The sequence below is a fragment of the Acidovorax sp. GW821-FHT11A03 genome (genome assembly GCF_058809075.1).
In genome coordinates this window covers 181271-197650 of the sequence record NZ_JBXASG010000011.1, presented here as the reverse complement: position 1 = coordinate 197650, position 16380 = coordinate 181271, and the positions used below count along the sequence as shown (strand labels likewise).

Below are 16380 nucleotides of genomic sequence, written 5' to 3'. Positions count from 1 at the left end.
AAGGGGGACGATGCACTCGCTGCGGGGCGGCCCTTGCTCTGCATCCCTGGTCTGGGGGCGCGCCAGTTGCGTCGATGGCGCCCCATTTTTATGCCAAATGTTGCTCTATCGCTTTATCAATAAGCGCTAGCAGCTATCAAAAAGATAGTCCCATGATTTCCCTTCGTCGGCAGTTCGCCACGCTTCTTCTGGTCTTGTTGGCAGCACTTTGGCTGGCGCCGCGCGCGCATGCTGCGGCAGGCGCCTACGAGGCCGAGCTGCCTGCGGAACTCGCTACCGCGCGCGACATGTGCGCGCTGGTGCCGTGCAAGGACGTGTTTCCCGGCGCCAGTCATTTTTCTGAACGCAAGGGCCAGCCGCCCTATGTGGAGGCCTACGACAACAACAGTGCCCAGAAAAAGCTGCTGGGCTATGTGATGCTGTCCACCGACATCACGGACACCCCCGCCTACTCGGGCAAGCCCGTGGTCACGCTGATCGGCATGGACAAGGAGGGCCGCTTCGTGGGCGTGAAGGTGCTCAAGCATTCCGAGCCCATCCTGCTGCTGGGCATTCCGGAATCCGCACTGCTCAAGTTCAACGCCCAGTACCTGGGCAAGTCGGTGGCCGACAAGATCGAGGTGGGCCAGTCGCGCCCCGATGAAAACGTGCTGGGCCTCGACGCCATCTCCGGCGCCACCGTCACCGTGATCGCGCAGAACCAGGTCATGATGGCCTCGGGCTCGGCCGTGGCGCGGCAGGTGGGCATCCTCGCGCCCACGGTGCGCGAGCCGGCCCGCTATGCGGAAACCGGCAAACGCCTGAGCTGGGCCGAGCTGGTGCAGCAAGGCACCGTACAGCGCCTGCGGGTGGCGCCCGAACAAGTGGGGCTGGACAAGGGCCCCGAGCCCTTCATCGAGCTGTGGTTTGGCGACCTGAACCACCCCGACATTGGCAAGAGCCTGCTGGGCGACAACGGCTGGAACAACCTGCGCCTGCAGCTCAAGGAGGGCGAACACGCCTTCTTCATCATCCGCACCGGCGGCAAGGAATCGTTCAAGGGCTCGGGCTTCGTGCGCGGCGGCATCTACGACCGCGTGCAGGTGCGCCAGGGGGCGGATTCGTTCACATTCCGCGACCTGGACGCGCTCAACCTGTACGGCATCGAGGCCGCAGGCGCGCCCAGCTACAACGAGTCGGTCATTTTCATCATCCGCTCACCCGCGTTCTCGGCCGCCTACCCGTGGAAGCTGAGCTTTCTGGGCAACCGCGTGGACCGCGCCACGGGCGCGCGCAGCTTCACCAGCTTCGACACGCCCTACTGGCTGCCCGCCGCCATGCTGCAAGACGGGCGCCCCACCCTCGACGAGCCCGACGCCCCCTGGGTGCGCGTGTGGAAGTCGCGCGCGGTGGAGATCGCGCTGTTCGCCGTGCTGCTGATCGCCGTGACCGTGGTGTACGCCCTGCGCGAGAAGCTCACGCGCCTGTCCACCCACAAGAACAAATGGCCCGTCAACGGCTTCAAGTACAGCTTCTGGGCACTCAGCATTGGCTGGATCGGTTTTGGCGCCATGGCGCAGCCCTCCATCACGCAGGTGCTGACCTGGTTCCATTCGCTGCTGTTCCAGTGGACCTGGTCGCTGTTCCTGTCCGACCCATTCATCTTCCTGTTCTGGATCTTCATCATCGTCACCGTCTTCCTGTTCGGGCGCGGGTTGTTCTGCGGCTGGATGTGTCCGTTCGGCTCGCTGCAGGAGGGCATCTACAAGGTCGCACGCGCCCTGGGCCTCAAGCGCTTTCAGACCCAGCTGCCGCCAAAGTGGCACGACCGGCTCAAGTGGGTCAAGTACGCGGTGTTCTTCGGGCTGCTGGTGGTGTCGATGTTCTCCATGGGACTGGCCGAAAAGCTGGCCGAGGTAGAGCCGTTCAAGACAACCTTCCTGGTCGGTGTGATGAACCGCGCCTGGCCCTACAGCCTGTTCGTGGCGGCCATCCTGGGCGTGTCGATCTTCATCGAGCGGCCCTACTGCAAATACATCTGCCCGCTGGGCGCCTCGCTGGCCATGCCCAGCACGTTCCGCTGGTTTGGCCTCAAGCGCAAGCAGGACTGCAACAGCTGCAAGGCCTGCGCCGTGGGCTGCGGCGCCCAGGCCATCGACGCCGATGGCCGCATCGACCACCGCGAGTGCCTGCACTGCCTGGACTGCATGATTCTCTACACCGACACCAAGGGCTGCCCGCCCCTGGCCAAGGAGCGCAAACGCCGCGAAAAGGACGGCCTGGAAATCACGCCCATCGGCAAGAACGGCTATTTCATCCCGATCCACCCCGCCACGGTGCAGGACCAGATCTCGGCCAAGGCCGCCCAGGGGCCCGACCCGCGCATGCCCACAACGCCTGCACACCCCGCCCACAAGGCTGGAAGCCAAGGCCTGCGCTGGCTCTGGCTGGAGCTGGTGGACCACCTGTGGCCCTGGAGCCGCGAAGGCTGGGCATCAGGCCGTGGCCTGCAAATGGCAGGCTTCTCGCTGGCCGTGGCCGCCAGCGTGGCCTGGGTGATGACCGCCCTGGGCACGTTGTCGTCGGGCGCCATCATCGGCTGGTGGTTTGGCTGGAGCGTGTACGAGGTGCTGATCCGCCTGTCGGGCAAGCGCTATGTGAAGGACGGCCCCTGGTGGCAGGGCCAGTACCGCCGGGCGGGCGTGATGGACATGTTGAGCTACGTGGGCTTCAAGAACCTGCTGATCGGCGCGGCGCTTTTCCTGGCCATCAAGGCCGTGGTGGGATTGGCGTGATGAAGCCCCCCCTTGCTGCCACCGCATTCGCCGCATGCGTGGCGCTGGCTGCGTGCCTGCTGGCCCTGCCCGCCCACGCTGCCACCGTGTTGGTGCGCCCCGGCCAGGACCTGCAGGCCGCTATCACGGCCGCGGCGCCGGGCGACACGGTGGAGGTGCAGCGGGGCTTCTACCGCGTGAACCTGCGCATCGACAAGGCCCTGACCCTGCGCGGCATCGACCGCCCCACGCTCAGCGGCGGGCAGGCGGGCGACACCATCCGCGTCACCGCGCCCGACGTGGTGATCGAGGGGCTGATCGTGCGCGACTCGGGCACCAGCCTCAAGGACCAGAACGCGGGCATCTACATCTTCCCTGGCGCGCACCGCGCCGTGGTGCGCCACAACGACCTCACCTACAACCTGTTCGGCCTGTGGATCGAGAAGGCCAACGACGTCCAGGTGCTGCACAACACCATCACCGGCCTGCGCGATGTGAACTCGTCGCAGCGCGGCAACGGCGTACAGCTGTACAACACCACGGGCGCACGCATCGAGGGCAACCACATCAGCTTTGTGCGCGACGCGCTGTATGTGGACGTGTCGCACCACGCGGTGTTTCGCGGCAACCGGCTGCACCACAGCCGCTACGGCACGCACTACATGAACTCCTACTACAACCTGTGGGAGGACAACGATACCTACCTCAACCGTGGCGGCCTGGCGCTGATGGAGGTACGCGACCAGGTGGTGCGCAACAACCGCGCGTGGGGCAACAGCGACCACGGCATCATGCTGCGCACCCTGCAGGACTCGGTGATCGAGAACAACGTGGTGGCCGAAAACGCCCGGGGGTTCTTCATCTACGACGTGGAGTACATCACCCTGCGCGGCAACCTCGTGACCCGCAACACGGTGGGCGTGCACCTGTCGGCCGGCTCCAAAAACAACAAGGTCGAAGGCAACGACTTCATCGGCAACCGCGAGCAGGTGCGCTATGTGGGCGCCCGCGACGAGCGCTGGGGCACCGAGGGCGGCAACCACTGGAGCAACTACCTCGGCTGGGACCGCGACGGCAACGGCGTGGGCGACGTGCCCTACGAGGCCAACGACATGGTGGACCGCCTGACCTGGCGCCACCCCGCCATCAAGCTGCTGCTGGCCAGCCCTGCCGTGCAGGCGCTGCGCCTGGTGGGCCAGCAGTTTCCGGTGCTGCGCGTGCCCACCGTGGTGGACCCAAAACCCCGCATGCAACCGAACCAACCCCAACGGAATTTTCAGCGTGACACGCAACCCTCCCCCCATTGACCTGAGCGAGCCCCCCGCCATCGAGGTGCGGGGCGCGCACAAGCACTACGGCGCACTGCACGCCGTGGACGGCATCGACCTGCGCATCGCGCGCGGCGAGATCTTCGGCCTCATCGGCCACAACGGCGCGGGCAAGAGCACGCTGTTCAAGATGATCCTGGGCCTCACGCCCGCCACCTCGGGCGAGATCCGGGTGGGCGGCGCCACGGTGCAGGGCCGCGACTTTCGCGCCGCCCGCCGCCACCTGGGCTACCTGCCCGAGAACGTGGTGCTCTACGACAACCTGAACGGGCTGGAAACGCTGCGTTTCTTCGCCCGCCTCAAGGGTGCGCCCCTCACGCAATGCCCCGCGCTGCTGGAACGCGTGGGCCTGGCCCACGCGGGCAACCGCGCCGTGCGCGAATACTCCAAGGGCATGCGCCAGCGCCTGGGGTTTGCACAGGCCCTGCTGGGCGAGCCCCGGGTGCTGCTGCTCGACGAGCCCACCAACGGCCTGGACCCGCAGGCCATCCGCGACTTCTACGCCACGCTGCGCGGGCTGCAGGCGGGTGGCGTGACCATCGTCATCACCTCGCACATCCTGGCGGAGCTGCAGGAGCGCGTGGACCGCCTGGCCATCCTGGCCTCCGGCAAGCTGCAGGCCCTGGGCAGCGTGCAGGCGCTGCGCGAGCAGGCGCACATGCCGCTGACCATCCACCTCACGCTGGCCGCAGCCGACCGGCCTGCCGCGCTGGGGCTGCTCGCTGCCGTGCCCGGCGTCACCGGGACGGAAACGCCGGAAGGCCTGCACGTGGACTGCCCGCGCGGCAGCAAGATGGCCGTGCTGGGTGCGCTGGCACCGCTGGGCGCCGCGCTGCAGGACCTGCAGATTCAGGAGCCCTCGCTGGAGGATGTGTACTTCGACCTGCGCAAGGGCTAGCCATGGAATTCCAACAAATCTTCACCATCGCGGGCAAGGAGTTCCGCGACCGCATGCGCAACCGCTGGGTACTGGCCGTGGCACTGGTGTTCACCGTGTTCTCGCTGGCCATCGCCTACTTTGGCGGCGCGCAGCAGGGCACGGTGGGCTTTCGTTCCATCGAATTCACCATCGCCAGCCTGGTCAGCCTGGTCATCTACCTCATCCCGCTGATCGCGCTGCTGCTGGGCTTTGACGCCATCGTGGGCGAGCGCGAGCGCGGCTCGCTCGATCTGCTGCTGTCATTGCCCATCACGCGGCTGGAGCTGCTGCTGGGCAAGTACCTGGGGCTGGCGGCGGCGCTCACGCTCTCGACGCTGGCGGGGTTCGGTCTGGTGGCGGTGCTGCTGGTGCGGCAGTTCAGCGGGGCTGCGCTGTTCCACTACGGCGGCTTCATGATCAGCTCGGTGCTGCTGGGGCTGGCGTTCCTGAGCATGGCGGTGCTGCTCTCGGTGCTCACGCACGAGCGCACACGCGCCTCGGGCCTGGCGATTGCCGCCTGGTTCTTTTTTGTGCTGGTGTTTGACCTGCTGCTGCTGGGCGCCCTGGTGGCCACGGGCGGCAGCGTGGGCGGCGAGGCCATGGCCTACCTGCTGCTGCTCAACCCGGCCGACGTTTTCCGCATCCTCAACGTGTTCTCGCTGGACGACGTGCGCACTCTGTACGGCCTGACCAGCATCGTGCCCCCAGCCTTGGCCAAGCCATGGCTGATGGGCGCGGTGATGGCGGGCTGGATCGTGGTGCCGCTGGGCCTGGCGAGCTGGAGATTCAAGCCATGACGAACAAATCCCATCACCCATACCAATGCGCCTGCGCCACGCGGCGCCAACTGCTGGGCTGGGCCACCCTCGCGTCGCTGGGCACATTCACCAGCCTCGCAGGCCTGACCGGCTGCAGCCAGGCGGACAACAGCGCGCAGTCCCTGCAGCCCGTGGAGATCGACCGCACCACCAGTTGCGAACTCGACGGTATGCTGCTGGCCGACTACCCCGGCCCCAAGGCGCAGGTGCGCTTTGCGGGGCAGGACAGGCCCTCGTTCTTCTGCGACACGGTGGAGCTTTTCAGCACCCTGCTGGCCGGCGAGCAGGTGCGCGCCGTGCAGGCCGTGTATGTGCAGGACATGGGCCAGGCCGACTGGAATGCCCCGCAGGGCCACTGGATCGACGGCAAGACCGCCATCTACGTGGTGGGCGGCAAGCGCCATGGCTCCATGGGCCCCACCATCGGCAGCTTTGCGCAAGAGGCCGACGCGAAGAAGTTCGCCGCCGAATACGGTGGCAAGGTACTGCGTTTTGCCGAGATCAAGCCCGCCATGGTCGACCTGAGCGGCGGGGCGCTGCACGACACGCGGATGTAGGCGATGCAGCCCCCCATGCCCCCACGGCCGGCCCCCTCGGCCCAAGCCCCGTCCCGCGCGCCCACGCGGCGCATGGCGCTGGCGGCGGTGCTGCTGGGCGCCGCCAGCCTGGGGGCCTGGCAATGGCCCCCGAGGTGGCGCCGCGCCCCGGCGGCAGCCGCCGATGCCGCGATGGTGGGCGACGATGTGTGCGTGGTGGCCCCGACGACGCCGTACGACCCCGCGCTGGGCCAGCCGCCACAGGCCGCCCGCGAAGTGCCCCCCGAGGCACGCTGCCCCGTGTGCGGCATGTTCCCGGCCCGCGCGCGCGACTGGGCGGCGCAGGTCATTTTTGCGGACGGGGACGCCCAGTTCCTGGATTCGCCCCTGAGCCTGATGATGTACCTGGGCAACGTGGGCCACTATGCGCGTGGGCGCACGGCGCAGGCCATCGTGGCCCGCTACGTCACCGATGCGGACACCGGCGCGTGGCTGGATGCCCGGCAGGCGCTGTATGTCCATGGATCTTCCGCGCGAGGGCCCATGCGCGCGGGCAACCTGCCGGCCTTTGCCGACGCTGCCGCGGCGCAGCACTTTGCGCAGCGGCGTGGTGGGCGGGTCTTGGGGTTCAGCGCCATCGACGCGGCGCTGCTGCGGTCATTGGCCCCGGGCAGGCGGCAGGACCACGCCGTCCATGCAGGCCCACCGCAGCCGTAGCCACGATCTCAATGCACTATCAAAAATAGAGCATCCAGCGCTTGCTCATCAAGCGCCAGCGGCCAATTTCACCCAATTATTGTGCCGACGTCTCGGTCTGCGGCTGAACTGCCTTGAACAGCGCGGCCACCTTGCGCTTGGGCTTGATGTTGGCCGACACGCTGCTGCGCGGCGCCGACTTGGCGGCTTCCCAGGCAGGGGCCGCATCGGCGGCGGTGCTGGCCTCGTACGGTTTCTCGAAGAAGGGATCGCGCGAAGCGACCGCAGGACGGAAGCCCCGGTGCTGCTCGCGTGTCTCGCGGGATTCGCGGCCGCCACGGTGCTCGCGCTCACGCTCGCGGCGGGGGCCCGCCGAGATCGCATCGCGCCCGTCGCCCGTCTCGCCCGCTTCGCGCCAGGCGCGGCGGCCGTCGTTGATGCGGCCACGCGGCTGGTCTTCCTCGTATTCGATGGCTTCGAGTTCGATCTTTTTCTTGATCAGCTTCTCGATGTCGGCCACCAGGCGGGCATCGCTGCCCGACACCAGCGTGACCGCCAGGCCCGAGGCGCCCGCACGGCCCGTGCGGCCAATGCGGTGCACGTAGTCTTCGGCGTTGAACGGCACGTCGAAGTTGAACACCGCCGGCACGTCCTTGATGTCGAGGCCGCGGGCGGCCACGTCGGTGCACACCAGCAGGTCGACTTCACCCTTCTTGAACGCTTCCAGGGCCTTCAGGCGCTCGTCCTGGCTCTTGTCGCCGTGCAGCGCGGCCGTCTTGAGGCCTTCGCGCTCCAGGCTGCGCGCCAGGCGGGCACAGCCGAGCTTGCTGTTCACGAAGATGAAGGCCTGCTTCAAGCCCCGGGTCTTGAGGACCTGGTGGATGGCGCGGCGCTTGTCGTCGTCGTTGGCGCTGTAGAAGCGCTGCTCCACCGTGGAGGCCGTCTCATTCGGGCGGGCCACCTCGATGGTGACGGGGTTCTGCAGGTAGCTGCCGGCCAGGCGCTTGATCTCAGGCGAGAACGTGGCGCTGAACAAGAGCGTGGTGCGCTGCTTGGGCAGGTAGGACAGGATGCGCTGCAGGTCGGGCAGGAAGCCGATGTCCAGCATGCGGTCGGCCTCGTCGAGCACCACGTACTCGACCTGGTTGAGCACCGCGTTCTTGGCCTCGATGTGGTCGAGCAGTCGGCCCGGCGTGGCCACCAGCACTTCGACGCCCTTCTTGAGCTCGATGGTCTGCGGCTTCATGTCCATGCCGCCGAACACCACGGTGCTGCGCAGCTTGGTGTACTTGGCGTACAGCGCGATCTGCTGGGCGACCTGGTCGGCCAGCTCCCGCGTGGGCAGCAGCACCAGCGCACGCACGGGGTGGCGGGCGGGAGAGGTGGAACTGCTCTCGTGCTTGAGCAGGCGTTGCAGCAGGGGCAGCGAGAACGCCGCCGTCTTGCCGGTGCCGGTCTGGGCCGCGCCCATCACGTCCTGGCCGGTGAGCACCACCGGAATGGCCTGCGCCTGGATAGGCGTCATGGACTCGTAGCCCATTTCGGCCACGGCGCGCGCCAGCGGCTCGGCCAGCGATAGATTGGAAAAGGAACTTGTCATTTAGCCCTCTATTGTCGCACCGGTGGCCCAAAATGCCATTTTTAGCGTTTTGGCGGCACGTCGGCAGCCGTGGTGCAGGGCACGCACGGCGGCCATTCACTATGTTTTTGATAGCTGCTAGCGCATAAGGGACAAGCGCTGCATGCCATCTGGACGGAAAACTACTCCAGCACCGCCCGCAGCTGGCGGGTGGTGGCCGCCAGGCGCCTCGCCCCGATCTGGGCGAGGTTATTCATCACCGTGAGCGCCGCCTCCGGGTACTGGCGGGCCCACGCGTCGAAATGCGCGCGGGACAGGCGCACCAGGTGTGCGCTGCCCCGCTCGGCCCCGGCGCTGGCGCTGCGGGCCGCCCCATTGAGGAACGCCATCTCGCCAAATGCCATGCCCGGACCGACGGTGGCCAGGCGCAGCCCCTTTTCCGGGGGCCACTGCGTGACCAGGGTGATGTGGCCCGACTGCACCACGAGCAGGTCGTGGTCGGTGTCGCCCGCATTGAAGACCACGCCGCGTGCCGGCACCGTCTCGCGCTCGAGCAAGGCCAGCAGGGCGTCGCTCGCCGCGCGCGGCACGCCTTCCCCGATCTCGCCCAGCAGGTCCCGGGCGGGATGGGCCGGGCGCTGCTCGATGGGCCGCTGCGACAGGATGCCGGCCTCCGCCCATTCCAGGGCCCGGTCCACATCGGAAAAGGAGCGCACATGGTCCCTGGCCTGTTCGGCGGCCAGGGGGTCCAGCGCCGCCACGGCCGCAGCGATGCCCTGGTGGCCCAGGTCGCGCACCAGGGCGCGCAGCTGCGCGAGCGCGGTGCTGTCCCACGCGGGCACGCGCCCCGCATCGAGGATCACCCACCGGTGGCGCGGCTGCAGCAGCAAACGCACCTGCTCGGCCAGGTGGGCGGCCACGCCAAACGACATCACCCCCTGCAGCTCAAAGACGGCGATCTGGTTCATGCGCGGAACGAGCCAGGTGTCGGACACGGCCCGGCGCAGGCGGCGCGAGCGCAGTTCGCCATCGAGCCGCACATGCCGCAGCACCTTGGCGGCCGAGTCGTGCAGCAGCACGAACGTGGCCACGACCAGGCCCGCCACCAGCGCGCCCACGCCGCCCATGACGGCGAACACCAGCGCCACCAGCCAGCTCTGCGCCCAGGTCACGCGCGAGCTGCGCGCATAGCGCAGCGACCACATGAGGCCCGGCACCTGCAGCAGCCCCGCCAGCACCAGGCCGCCCGCCAGGCAGGCCATGGGCACCCAGTGCAGCCACCATGCGCCCGTGGCGGCCACGCCCAGCATGATCGCCGCATGCCACCGCGGCGCGTCGCGCGAGGCCCCGGCCTGCGCCAGCACGATGCGCGAACGCGATGCGCTGGTCGATGCGGGGATCATTCCGGCCAGGCCGCACAGCGCTCCGAGCAGGCTCTCGCGGCGCAGGGCCAGGTTGGGATTGCCGCGCAGCCCGTGCTCCAGTTCCAGCTCCTGGTTGAACACCAGGATCTCCAGGCTGTTGACCAGGGCCATCAGCAAGGCCAGCACGACCAGCGCCGAGCCCTCCTGCTGGGCCAGCGCCATCCAGGGGATGCCCGTCCAGTCGGGCCACAGCGGCCCGGCGAAGCTGCTGGGCTGCACGGCGGGTGCGAACACGGCCCCCAGGCCGCCGCCCCACAGCCCGGCCAGCGCCACCCCCAGCGCGACCAGGACCACCGCGGACAGCAGGCCCGGCGAACGGGGCCAGCGGTGGCGCAGCGCCCAGGCGATGGCCACCACGGCCGCGGCGGCCAGCGCATGCCAGCCGGTGCGCGCGTCCCACAGCGCGTCGGGCCCCGCGCCAAACCCATTGCGCACCTGGCCCACCACCATGGACAAGCCCACCCCCGCGGCGAAGCCGTGGGTCACCGAGATCGGCAGGAACCGCGCCACGGAAGCGAGCCGCAATACACCCAGCAGCCACTGGAACACGAAGGCCAGCCCCACCGTCGCCCCGCTCACGGCCAGCACCTGGCGCGCGCTCAGGCCCAGCGCGGGGGCCGCGCCGTGGGCGGTGGCCAGCACCGCCGCGAACAGCAGCGCGACCACGGTGGTGGGCGCATACACCACGCCGGCGCGCGGCGCGGCCAGCGTGAGCAGCAGCCCCGGCAGCGCGGCGGACCACAGCGCCAGGGCCGCCAGCGGGTAGTCGCCCGCCAGCGGTGCGAACGCCAGCAGGCCCAGCCCCACCGCATGGGGCACCGTGACCGCCGCGGCCGACCATGCCGCCGCGACCCCTGAGGAGGGCGGCTGCGGCAGGGGCCCGGCCACCCCGCTGCTGGCGCCGCCGGAGGGACCGTGGGCCGAAGCCGTCGAAGACAAGGCGGTGGCGGACATGACAACCGTGTTTTTTCTCAGGGCTTGCGGGCCGCCGGACACCGGGTGCAACCCGCCGCGGCGGCCAGCGCGCTACAGGCTGCGGGCCGAGAAGGTGTCGCAGGCCTTGACGCTGCCGTTTTGCAGCCCGTTGTTGAACCAGCGCTGGCGCTGGGCGCTGGTGCCATGGGTAAAGCTCTCGGGGACCACCGCGCCGCCGCTCGAGCGCTGCAGCGCATCGTCGCCAATCTTGGCGGCCGCGTTCATGGCCTCCTCCACATCGCCCTGCTCCAGGATCTGGCGCGCGTTCTGCGCATGGTGGGCCCACACGCCCGCGAAGCAGTCGGCCTGCAGTTCCAGGCGCACCGACAGCGCGTTGTATTCCGTCTTGCTCACGCGCCCGCGCATCTGGTCCACCTTGCCGCTGATGCCCAGCTGGTTCTGCACGTGGTGGCCCACCTCATGCGCGATCACGTAGGCCTGCGCGAAATCGCCCGGGGCGCCCAGGCGGCTCTTGAGGGTCTCGTAGAAACCGAGATCGATGTAGACCTTCTGGTCGGCCGGGCAGTAGAACGGCCCCATGGCCGCCTGGCCCGTGCCGCAGGCCGTGGGCGTGGCTCCGCGAAACAGCACCAGGCGCGGTTCCTGGTAGCTGCCGCCACCCTGGCGGAACACGGCCTTCCACACGTCCTCGGTATCCGCCAGCACGGTCGAGACAAAACGGGCCATGGTGTCGTCCGCCGGCGGGCGCTGGGCGGGCCCCTGCGACTGCACCTGCGCGGGGGGGCCGCCACCGCTGAGCAGCCCCAGGATGGTCAGCGGGTTGATGCCCAGCACCCAGCCGCCCACGAGGGCGATGACGATGGTGCCGATGCCGATGCTGCGTCCGCCAAAAACCGGCGATCCGCCGCCGCCTTCGCCGCGGCGGTCCTCCACGTTGTCCGATTCGCGATTGCCTTCCCATTTCATACCGTATCTCCAGCGCCCTCGCCCTGCGGAAGGCATTGCCGCCATATTACGCGCCCGGCAGGAACTCCAAGGGCAGATTACGATGGCCTGCCTGTCCGCGCCCCGCGGGCATGCTCCACCATCGACCTGGCCACAACCCGCCCGCACTCCCTCCATGCTCCACGACGCATCGCACTACGCCCCCCTCGCGGGCGGGGTGATCCTGCTCACCGGGTTCGACCCTTTCGGGGGCGACGCCCTGAACCCCAGCTGGCTCATCGCCGAGGCCCTGCACGGGCAGCACATCGCCGGCCACCGCGTGGTGGCCGCGCAACTGCCGACCGTGTTCGGGGAATCGCTGCAGCAGCTGCGGGCCTTGGCCGAGGCCCACCGGCCCGCGCTGATCGTCTGCCTGGGCCAGGCGGGCGGGCGCGGCGCGCTGTCGCTGGAACGGGTGGGCATCAACATCAACGATGCCCGCATTCCCGACAACGCCGGCCGCCAGCCCGTCGACACGCCCGTGGTGCCCGGCGGCCCCGCCGCCTACTTCGCGAGCCTGCCCGTCAAGGCCATGCTGCGCGCCGTGCAGCGCGCGGGGGTGCCCTGCGAGGTGTCGCAGACGGCGGGCACCTTTGTCTGCAACCATGTGCTGTACGGGCTGATGCACATGCTGCAGGCGCAGGACGCGGACCTTCCGGGCACCCGCGGCGGCTTCGTGCACGTGCCCTGGCTGCCAGGCCAGGGCATGCCCCACCTGGCGCTGCGGGAGATGGTGCGCGGCATCCATGCCGCCCTGTGGGCCGCCATGCTGGTGCGCCAGGACATCGCGCTGGGCGCCGGCGCCACGCACTGACTGAATGCCGGTCTCCGCACCACGGGCTTGCCCGCTTCCCCGGCACCATGGCCCTGTATAAAGTCTCGCGATGCCTTCCCACCTTCTTTCCGGATCCCCCCGCGCGCTGGACGCCGCGGCCACCGCGGCATGCCTTCCCTGGGATGCGCTCGCCGACGAGATCGCGGCCCTGCTGCGGGACGGTTCGGTGGCGGTTCCTGCGCGCACGGTGGTGGCGCTGGCCGGGGGCGCCAACCTGTTCGTCATGCCCGCGGCCGACAGCCGCGTGGCCATGGCCAAGCTCATCACACTGACACCAGGCAACGCGGGAACCCACCGCCCCGCGATCCAGGGGGATGTGGTGGTGTTTGATGTCGCGACCGGCGAGCGCCGCCTGGTCCTCGACGGCCCCACGATCACCGCGCGGCGCACCGCGGCGGTGTCGCTGCTGGCCGCACGGCACCTCGCGCGCGCGCCCGAGGGGCCACTGCTCATCGTGGGTGCCGGCGTGCAGGGCCTGGCCCACCTGGAGGCGTTTGTTCTGGGCATGGCGGTGCGCGAGGTGTGGGTGGCCTCGCGCAGCGCGGCCAGCGCCGAGGCGCTGGTCCGGCGCGCCCATGCGCTGGGCGCCCGGGCGCGCGTGGTGGCGAACGCGGACGACGCGGTGCCGCACTGCCCGCTGATCGCCACCTGCACGCCCGCGCACGCCGTCGTGCTGGCCGCGCCGCCACGACCCGATGCCTTCGTGGCGGCGGTGGGCGCCTACACCCCCGCGATGGCCGAGCTGGCGCCGGCCCTGTGCCGCCACGTGGCGCTGCGGGGACACATCGTGCTGGACAGCGACGATGCGCGCCACGAGGCCGGCGATCTGCTGCAGGCAGGAATGGATGTGGGCGTGCTGCCTACCTTGCGGGACGTGCTGCACGGCCGGCCCATCCCCCCGGAAGGCCCCGTGCTGTTCAAGAGCTGCGGCTGGGCAGGCTGGGACCTGGCGGCGGCACGCCTCGCGGTGCACCCGCCGGTGTCGACAGGGCACGCCCCGCAGGCCACGCCATGACCCTCCTCCGCTTCTCGGACCACAGCCTGCGCGCCCAGATCGCGCTGGTGTTCGGCGCGCTGGTGGTGGGCCTGGCGGTGCTGCTGTCCCTTGCCTTCGGAGAGCTGCTCAAGCGGCGCATCGAGCGCGATGCCGGCACCGCCCTGCAGGTGATCGCCGAGAACGCCGGCAAGCTGCTGGCCAACGGCTTGCTGGAACGCAGCCGGGAAGCCGAGGTGCTGGCCGCCGCCGAAGTGGTCTGGGTCAAGGGGCTGGACACCCCCGAAGGCCACCACATGCTGGCCCGCAGCCAGGCCACCCAGCCCCACAGCGTGTGGATCGGCGTGGCCGACGCCCAGGGGGTGGTGCGCACGGCCACGGGCGGCCTGCTCGTGGGCCAGAGCGTGGCGCAGCGGCCCTGGTTCCAGGAAGGTCTGCAGAAACTGCACGTGGGGGACGTGCACGCTGCCAAGCTGCTGGAAAAGCTGCTGCCCCCCAACCCCTCGGGCGAACCCTACCGGCTCGTCGACTTCGCGGCCCCCATCCGCATCGGCCCCACCACCGTGGGCGTGGTGGGCATCCATGGCAGCTGGGAATGGACCCGCGAGGTCATGGTCAGCCTCACGCCCGCGCACACCGAAGACAGCGCGGTGGAACTCTTTGTCTTTGACCGCGAGGGCCAGCTCATCTATGCCCCCGGCGGCCAGACCCAGGCCCTGCGGGAGGCCGGGCAGCACCTGCCGGCCGGGGCCGCGGCGCCCGGAGACCGGGCCGCCAGCCCGGCGGCCGTGGTGCCGTGGAGGGACGGCCGCAGCTACCTCACGGCGATGGTGCCGCTGCGGGCGCGCAGCAGCGCCAGCGACCTCGGATGGCGGGTCGTCGCCCGTGAGCCCGTGGAGCTGGCCTTCGCCGAGGCGAGCCGCACCGTGCGCATGGCCCTGGCCATCGGGCTGGCTGCCGCGCTTCTGGCCTCGGTGCTGGCCTGGCTGGCGGCACGCCGGCTGAGCGACGATCTGTACGCGCTGGCCGATGCCGCCAGCGCCGTGGAAGCCGAAAAGGCCGGGGCCCGCATTCCGCAGGCGCACAGCAGCCGCGAGGTGCGCCAGCTGTCAAGTGCCCTCGGGCGCATGACGCACCGGCTTCTGGCATCCCGCGAGGCCATGGAAGAGAAGGTGCGCGTGCGCACGCTGGAGCTGGAGGCGGCCAACCGCGCGCTGGACCTGCAGGCCCGCACCGATGCGCTGACCGGCCTGCTCAACCGCCGGGGCTTCGAAACGCAGATGGCGTTTGCGCTGGCGCTGGCCCGGCGCAGCGGCCGCCCCTTGAGCCTGATCACGATCGACGTGGACCATTTCAAGCGCGTGAACGACACCTACGGCCACGAGGCGGGCGACGAAGTCCTGCGCCGGCTGGCACGCACGCTGGAGGTGCGGCTGCGCAACTCGGACGTGGTGGCGCGGTTGGGCGGGGAAGAGTTCGTGGCGCTGCTGCCCGATACCGACCTGGCGGGCGCCCAGGCCATTGCCCAGTCCCTGGTCGCGGCCATGGCCGCGCAGCAGGACCCGGTGGTCGGGCTCATCACCGTGAGCGCCGGGGTGGCCAGCATGCGCAGCCTGCAGGACAACGGCACGGACCTCCTGCGCCGGGGCGACGCCGCGCTCTACGAAGCCAAGGGACAGGGACGCAACCGGGTCTGCGTGGAGGCCTGAGAAACGGAGTGTGGGTGGATGGGTGGATGGTGGGTAGATGGATGGTGCCGCGCTGGCGCGTGGCCCGGTGCCACCTAGGCCCCGTCGATGTCCGCCACGACGGCGCAGCCTTGCGGGGCCGTCGCGTCGAAATAGGCCTGGAGCCGCTCGGCCAATGCACTCAGGCCGCCGTCGTTCGCGGCGCGCGCCATGGCAAGCTGTTCCAGTGCGTAGGGCCGGTGTCCCAGCATCATCGCGGTGTTCACGCAATGGCCCGCCGCCGCCATCTTGAGGACGAAGGCATTGAGCGATTCGCACGGCCAATAATGCGCCTGCGGCCCGCCGTGCGGCTGCGAGGGCGCGAACCCGAGGTCGCCCGCGCCACAGGCGGCGTGCAGGGAAAGGCCCGTACCCCGGGCCTTGGCGGGTGTGAACGGCGCAGCAAAGGTCAGCATGGGAGGACTCCTTCTTGCCCACCGCGACATCGGCGTGGCATGACACGATGCTAAGAACCTTACCTGCGCTTGCACTTCAGCCAACGGGCTGACGCGCTGTAGGACGCGGCCCCTGGCGGCCCGCCGGCCGCGCGGGCGGCCGATGTCAGGCCTTGGGCAGGGTCACGCCCACCTGGCCTTGGTACTTGCCCCCGCAGTCGCGGTAGCTTACCTCGCACACGTCGTCCTTGTCGCTCTCGAAGAACAGCACCTGTGCGCAGCCCTCGCCCGCGTAGATGCGCGCGGGCAGCGGCGTGGTGTTAAAAAACTCCAGCGTCCCGTAACCTTCCCTTGGAAACAAGTTGCATTGGGAATTGCTCAGGGCTGGGTGAATTCCAGCGAATTCACTAGGCTTCGGTTGCCATCGTCACCCACCAGGTACAAGCTCGTACCCTG

The 16380-nt window shown here is 69.6% G+C and carries 13 protein-coding genes and 1 pseudogene; 9 read left to right on the top strand and 5 right to left on the bottom strand.

Annotation, left to right across the window (positions count from 1 at the left end; genetic code table 11):
• Positions 1-152: 152 nt before the first annotated feature.
• The 6 genes from AC1RVY_RS25015 to AC1RVY_RS24990 are packed head-to-tail and all read left to right on the top strand — an operon-like array spanning position 153 to position 7071.
• Entirely contained in the window at positions 153-2774 is a 2622-nt protein-coding gene (locus AC1RVY_RS25015; RefSeq protein ID WP_492808794.1) for a 4Fe-4S binding protein, read from the top strand.
• A complete protein-coding gene (locus tag AC1RVY_RS25010) occupies positions 2774-4060 on the top strand; it encodes a nitrous oxide reductase family maturation protein NosD (RefSeq protein ID WP_492808792.1) in 1287 nt (428 codons plus the stop codon). The genes AC1RVY_RS25015 and AC1RVY_RS25010 overlap by 1 nt, the downstream gene beginning before the upstream one ends.
• Positions 4035-4979: an ABC transporter ATP-binding protein gene (locus tag AC1RVY_RS25005; protein WP_492254764.1), complete on the top strand. Its 945-nt coding sequence runs from the start codon at positions 4035-4037 to the stop codon at positions 4977-4979. Before AC1RVY_RS25010 ends, AC1RVY_RS25005 begins: the two co-directional genes overlap by 26 nt.
• Before the next feature lie 2 nt (positions 4980-4981).
• Positions 4982-5797 carry an ABC transporter permease gene (locus AC1RVY_RS25000; RefSeq protein WP_010461614.1) on the top strand — a complete coding sequence of 272 codons (816 nt, stop codon included), beginning with the start codon at positions 4982-4984 and terminating at the stop codon, positions 5795-5797.
• Positions 5794-6375, top strand: coding sequence for a nitrous oxide reductase accessory protein NosL (locus AC1RVY_RS24995; protein ID WP_492808789.1), 582 nt, complete (start codon positions 5794-5796; stop codon positions 6373-6375). Before AC1RVY_RS25000 ends, AC1RVY_RS24995 begins: the two co-directional genes overlap by 4 nt.
• Before the next feature lie 15 nt (positions 6376-6390).
• Positions 6391-7071, top strand: a complete 681-nt coding sequence (locus AC1RVY_RS24990; protein ID WP_255591719.1) for a nitrous oxide reductase accessory protein NosL — start codon at positions 6391-6393, stop codon at positions 7069-7071.
• A 76-nt stretch (positions 7072-7147) separates the two neighbouring features.
• Here the strand turns inward: AC1RVY_RS24990 and AC1RVY_RS24985 are convergent, their stop codons facing one another.
• The 3 genes from AC1RVY_RS24985 to ypfJ all read right to left on the bottom strand — a co-directional run bounded on the left by AC1RVY_RS24985 (position 7148) and on the right by ypfJ (position 11955).
• On the bottom strand, positions 7148-8650 hold the full coding sequence (locus AC1RVY_RS24985; RefSeq protein WP_218341446.1) for a DEAD/DEAH box helicase: 1503 nt from the start codon (positions 8648-8650) through the stop codon (positions 7148-7150).
• A gap of 161 nt (positions 8651-8811) precedes the next feature.
• The gene (locus AC1RVY_RS24980) at positions 8812-11007 is read right to left on the bottom strand and encodes a SulP family inorganic anion transporter (RefSeq protein WP_492808786.1); all 2196 of its coding nucleotides are present in this window, start codon (positions 11005-11007) and stop codon (positions 8812-8814) included.
• A gap of 72 nt (positions 11008-11079) precedes the next feature.
• On the bottom strand, positions 11080-11955 hold the full coding sequence (ypfJ, locus tag AC1RVY_RS24975) for a KPN_02809 family neutral zinc metallopeptidase (RefSeq protein ID WP_218293637.1): 876 nt from the start codon (positions 11953-11955) through the stop codon (positions 11080-11082).
• Between the two features lie 154 nt (positions 11956-12109).
• Between ypfJ and pcp the strand changes: the two genes are divergently transcribed.
• The 3 genes from pcp (at position 12110) to AC1RVY_RS24960 (ending at position 15511) form a co-directional block, all read left to right on the top strand.
• Positions 12110-12787 (top strand): pyroglutamyl-peptidase I, encoded by a 678-nt coding sequence (pcp, locus tag AC1RVY_RS24970; protein WP_492808784.1) that lies wholly within the window; start codon positions 12110-12112, stop codon positions 12785-12787.
• Between the two features lie 70 nt (positions 12788-12857).
• Entirely contained in the window at positions 12858-13823 is a 966-nt protein-coding gene (locus AC1RVY_RS24965; protein ID WP_492808782.1) for a delta(1)-pyrroline-2-carboxylate reductase family protein, read from the top strand.
• Positions 13820-15511, top strand: a complete 1692-nt coding sequence (locus AC1RVY_RS24960) for a sensor domain-containing diguanylate cyclase (protein WP_492808780.1) — start codon at positions 13820-13822, stop codon at positions 15509-15511. Before AC1RVY_RS24965 ends, AC1RVY_RS24960 begins: the two co-directional genes overlap by 4 nt.
• Positions 15512-15585: 74 nt before the next feature.
• On the opposite strand, the gene AC1RVY_RS24955 is transcribed toward AC1RVY_RS24960, so the two are convergent.
• Both AC1RVY_RS24955 and AC1RVY_RS24950 read right to left on the bottom strand, forming a co-directional pair.
• A complete protein-coding gene (locus AC1RVY_RS24955) occupies positions 15586-15945 on the bottom strand; it encodes a hypothetical protein (protein ID WP_492808778.1) in 360 nt (119 codons plus the stop codon).
• A gap of 145 nt (positions 15946-16090) precedes the next feature.
• Positions 16091-16273: pseudogene (locus AC1RVY_RS24950) on the bottom strand (dCTP deaminase); the annotation flags it as partial.
• Positions 16274-16380: the final 107 nt, after the last annotated feature.

Bases quoted from the DNA above. Each gene is read 5' to 3' on its own strand.
- AC1RVY_RS24965 (WP_492808782.1), top strand. From the start codon at position 12,858: ATGCCTTCCCACCTTCTTTCCGGATCCCCCCGCGCGCTGGACGCCGCG.
- AC1RVY_RS24960 (WP_492808780.1), top strand. From the start codon at position 13,820: ATGACCCTCCTCCGCTTCTCGGACCACAGCCTGCGCGCCCAGATCGCG.
- AC1RVY_RS24995 (WP_492808789.1), top strand. From the start codon at position 5,794: ATGACGAACAAATCCCATCACCCATACCAATGCGCCTGCGCCACGCGG.
- AC1RVY_RS25000 (WP_010461614.1), top strand. From the start codon at position 4,982: ATGGAATTCCAACAAATCTTCACCATCGCGGGCAAGGAGTTCCGCGAC.
- AC1RVY_RS24985 (WP_218341446.1), bottom strand. From the start codon at position 8,650: ATGACAAGTTCCTTTTCCAATCTATCGCTGGCCGAGCCGCTGGCGCGC.
- AC1RVY_RS24980 (WP_492808786.1), bottom strand. From the start codon at position 11,007: ATGTCCGCCACCGCCTTGTCTTCGACGGCTTCGGCCCACGGTCCCTCC.
- AC1RVY_RS25015 (WP_492808794.1), top strand. From the start codon at position 153: ATGATTTCCCTTCGTCGGCAGTTCGCCACGCTTCTTCTGGTCTTGTTG.
- pcp (WP_492808784.1), top strand. From the start codon at position 12,110: ATGCTCCACGACGCATCGCACTACGCCCCCCTCGCGGGCGGGGTGATC.
- AC1RVY_RS25010 (WP_492808792.1), top strand. From the start codon at position 2,774: ATGAAGCCCCCCCTTGCTGCCACCGCATTCGCCGCATGCGTGGCGCTG.
- ypfJ (WP_218293637.1), bottom strand. From the start codon at position 11,955: ATGAAATGGGAAGGCAATCGCGAATCGGACAACGTGGAGGACCGCCGC.
- AC1RVY_RS24990 (WP_255591719.1), top strand. From the start codon at position 6,391: ATGCCCCCACGGCCGGCCCCCTCGGCCCAAGCCCCGTCCCGCGCGCCC.
- AC1RVY_RS24955 (WP_492808778.1), bottom strand. From the start codon at position 15,945: ATGCTGACCTTTGCTGCGCCGTTCACACCCGCCAAGGCCCGGGGTACG.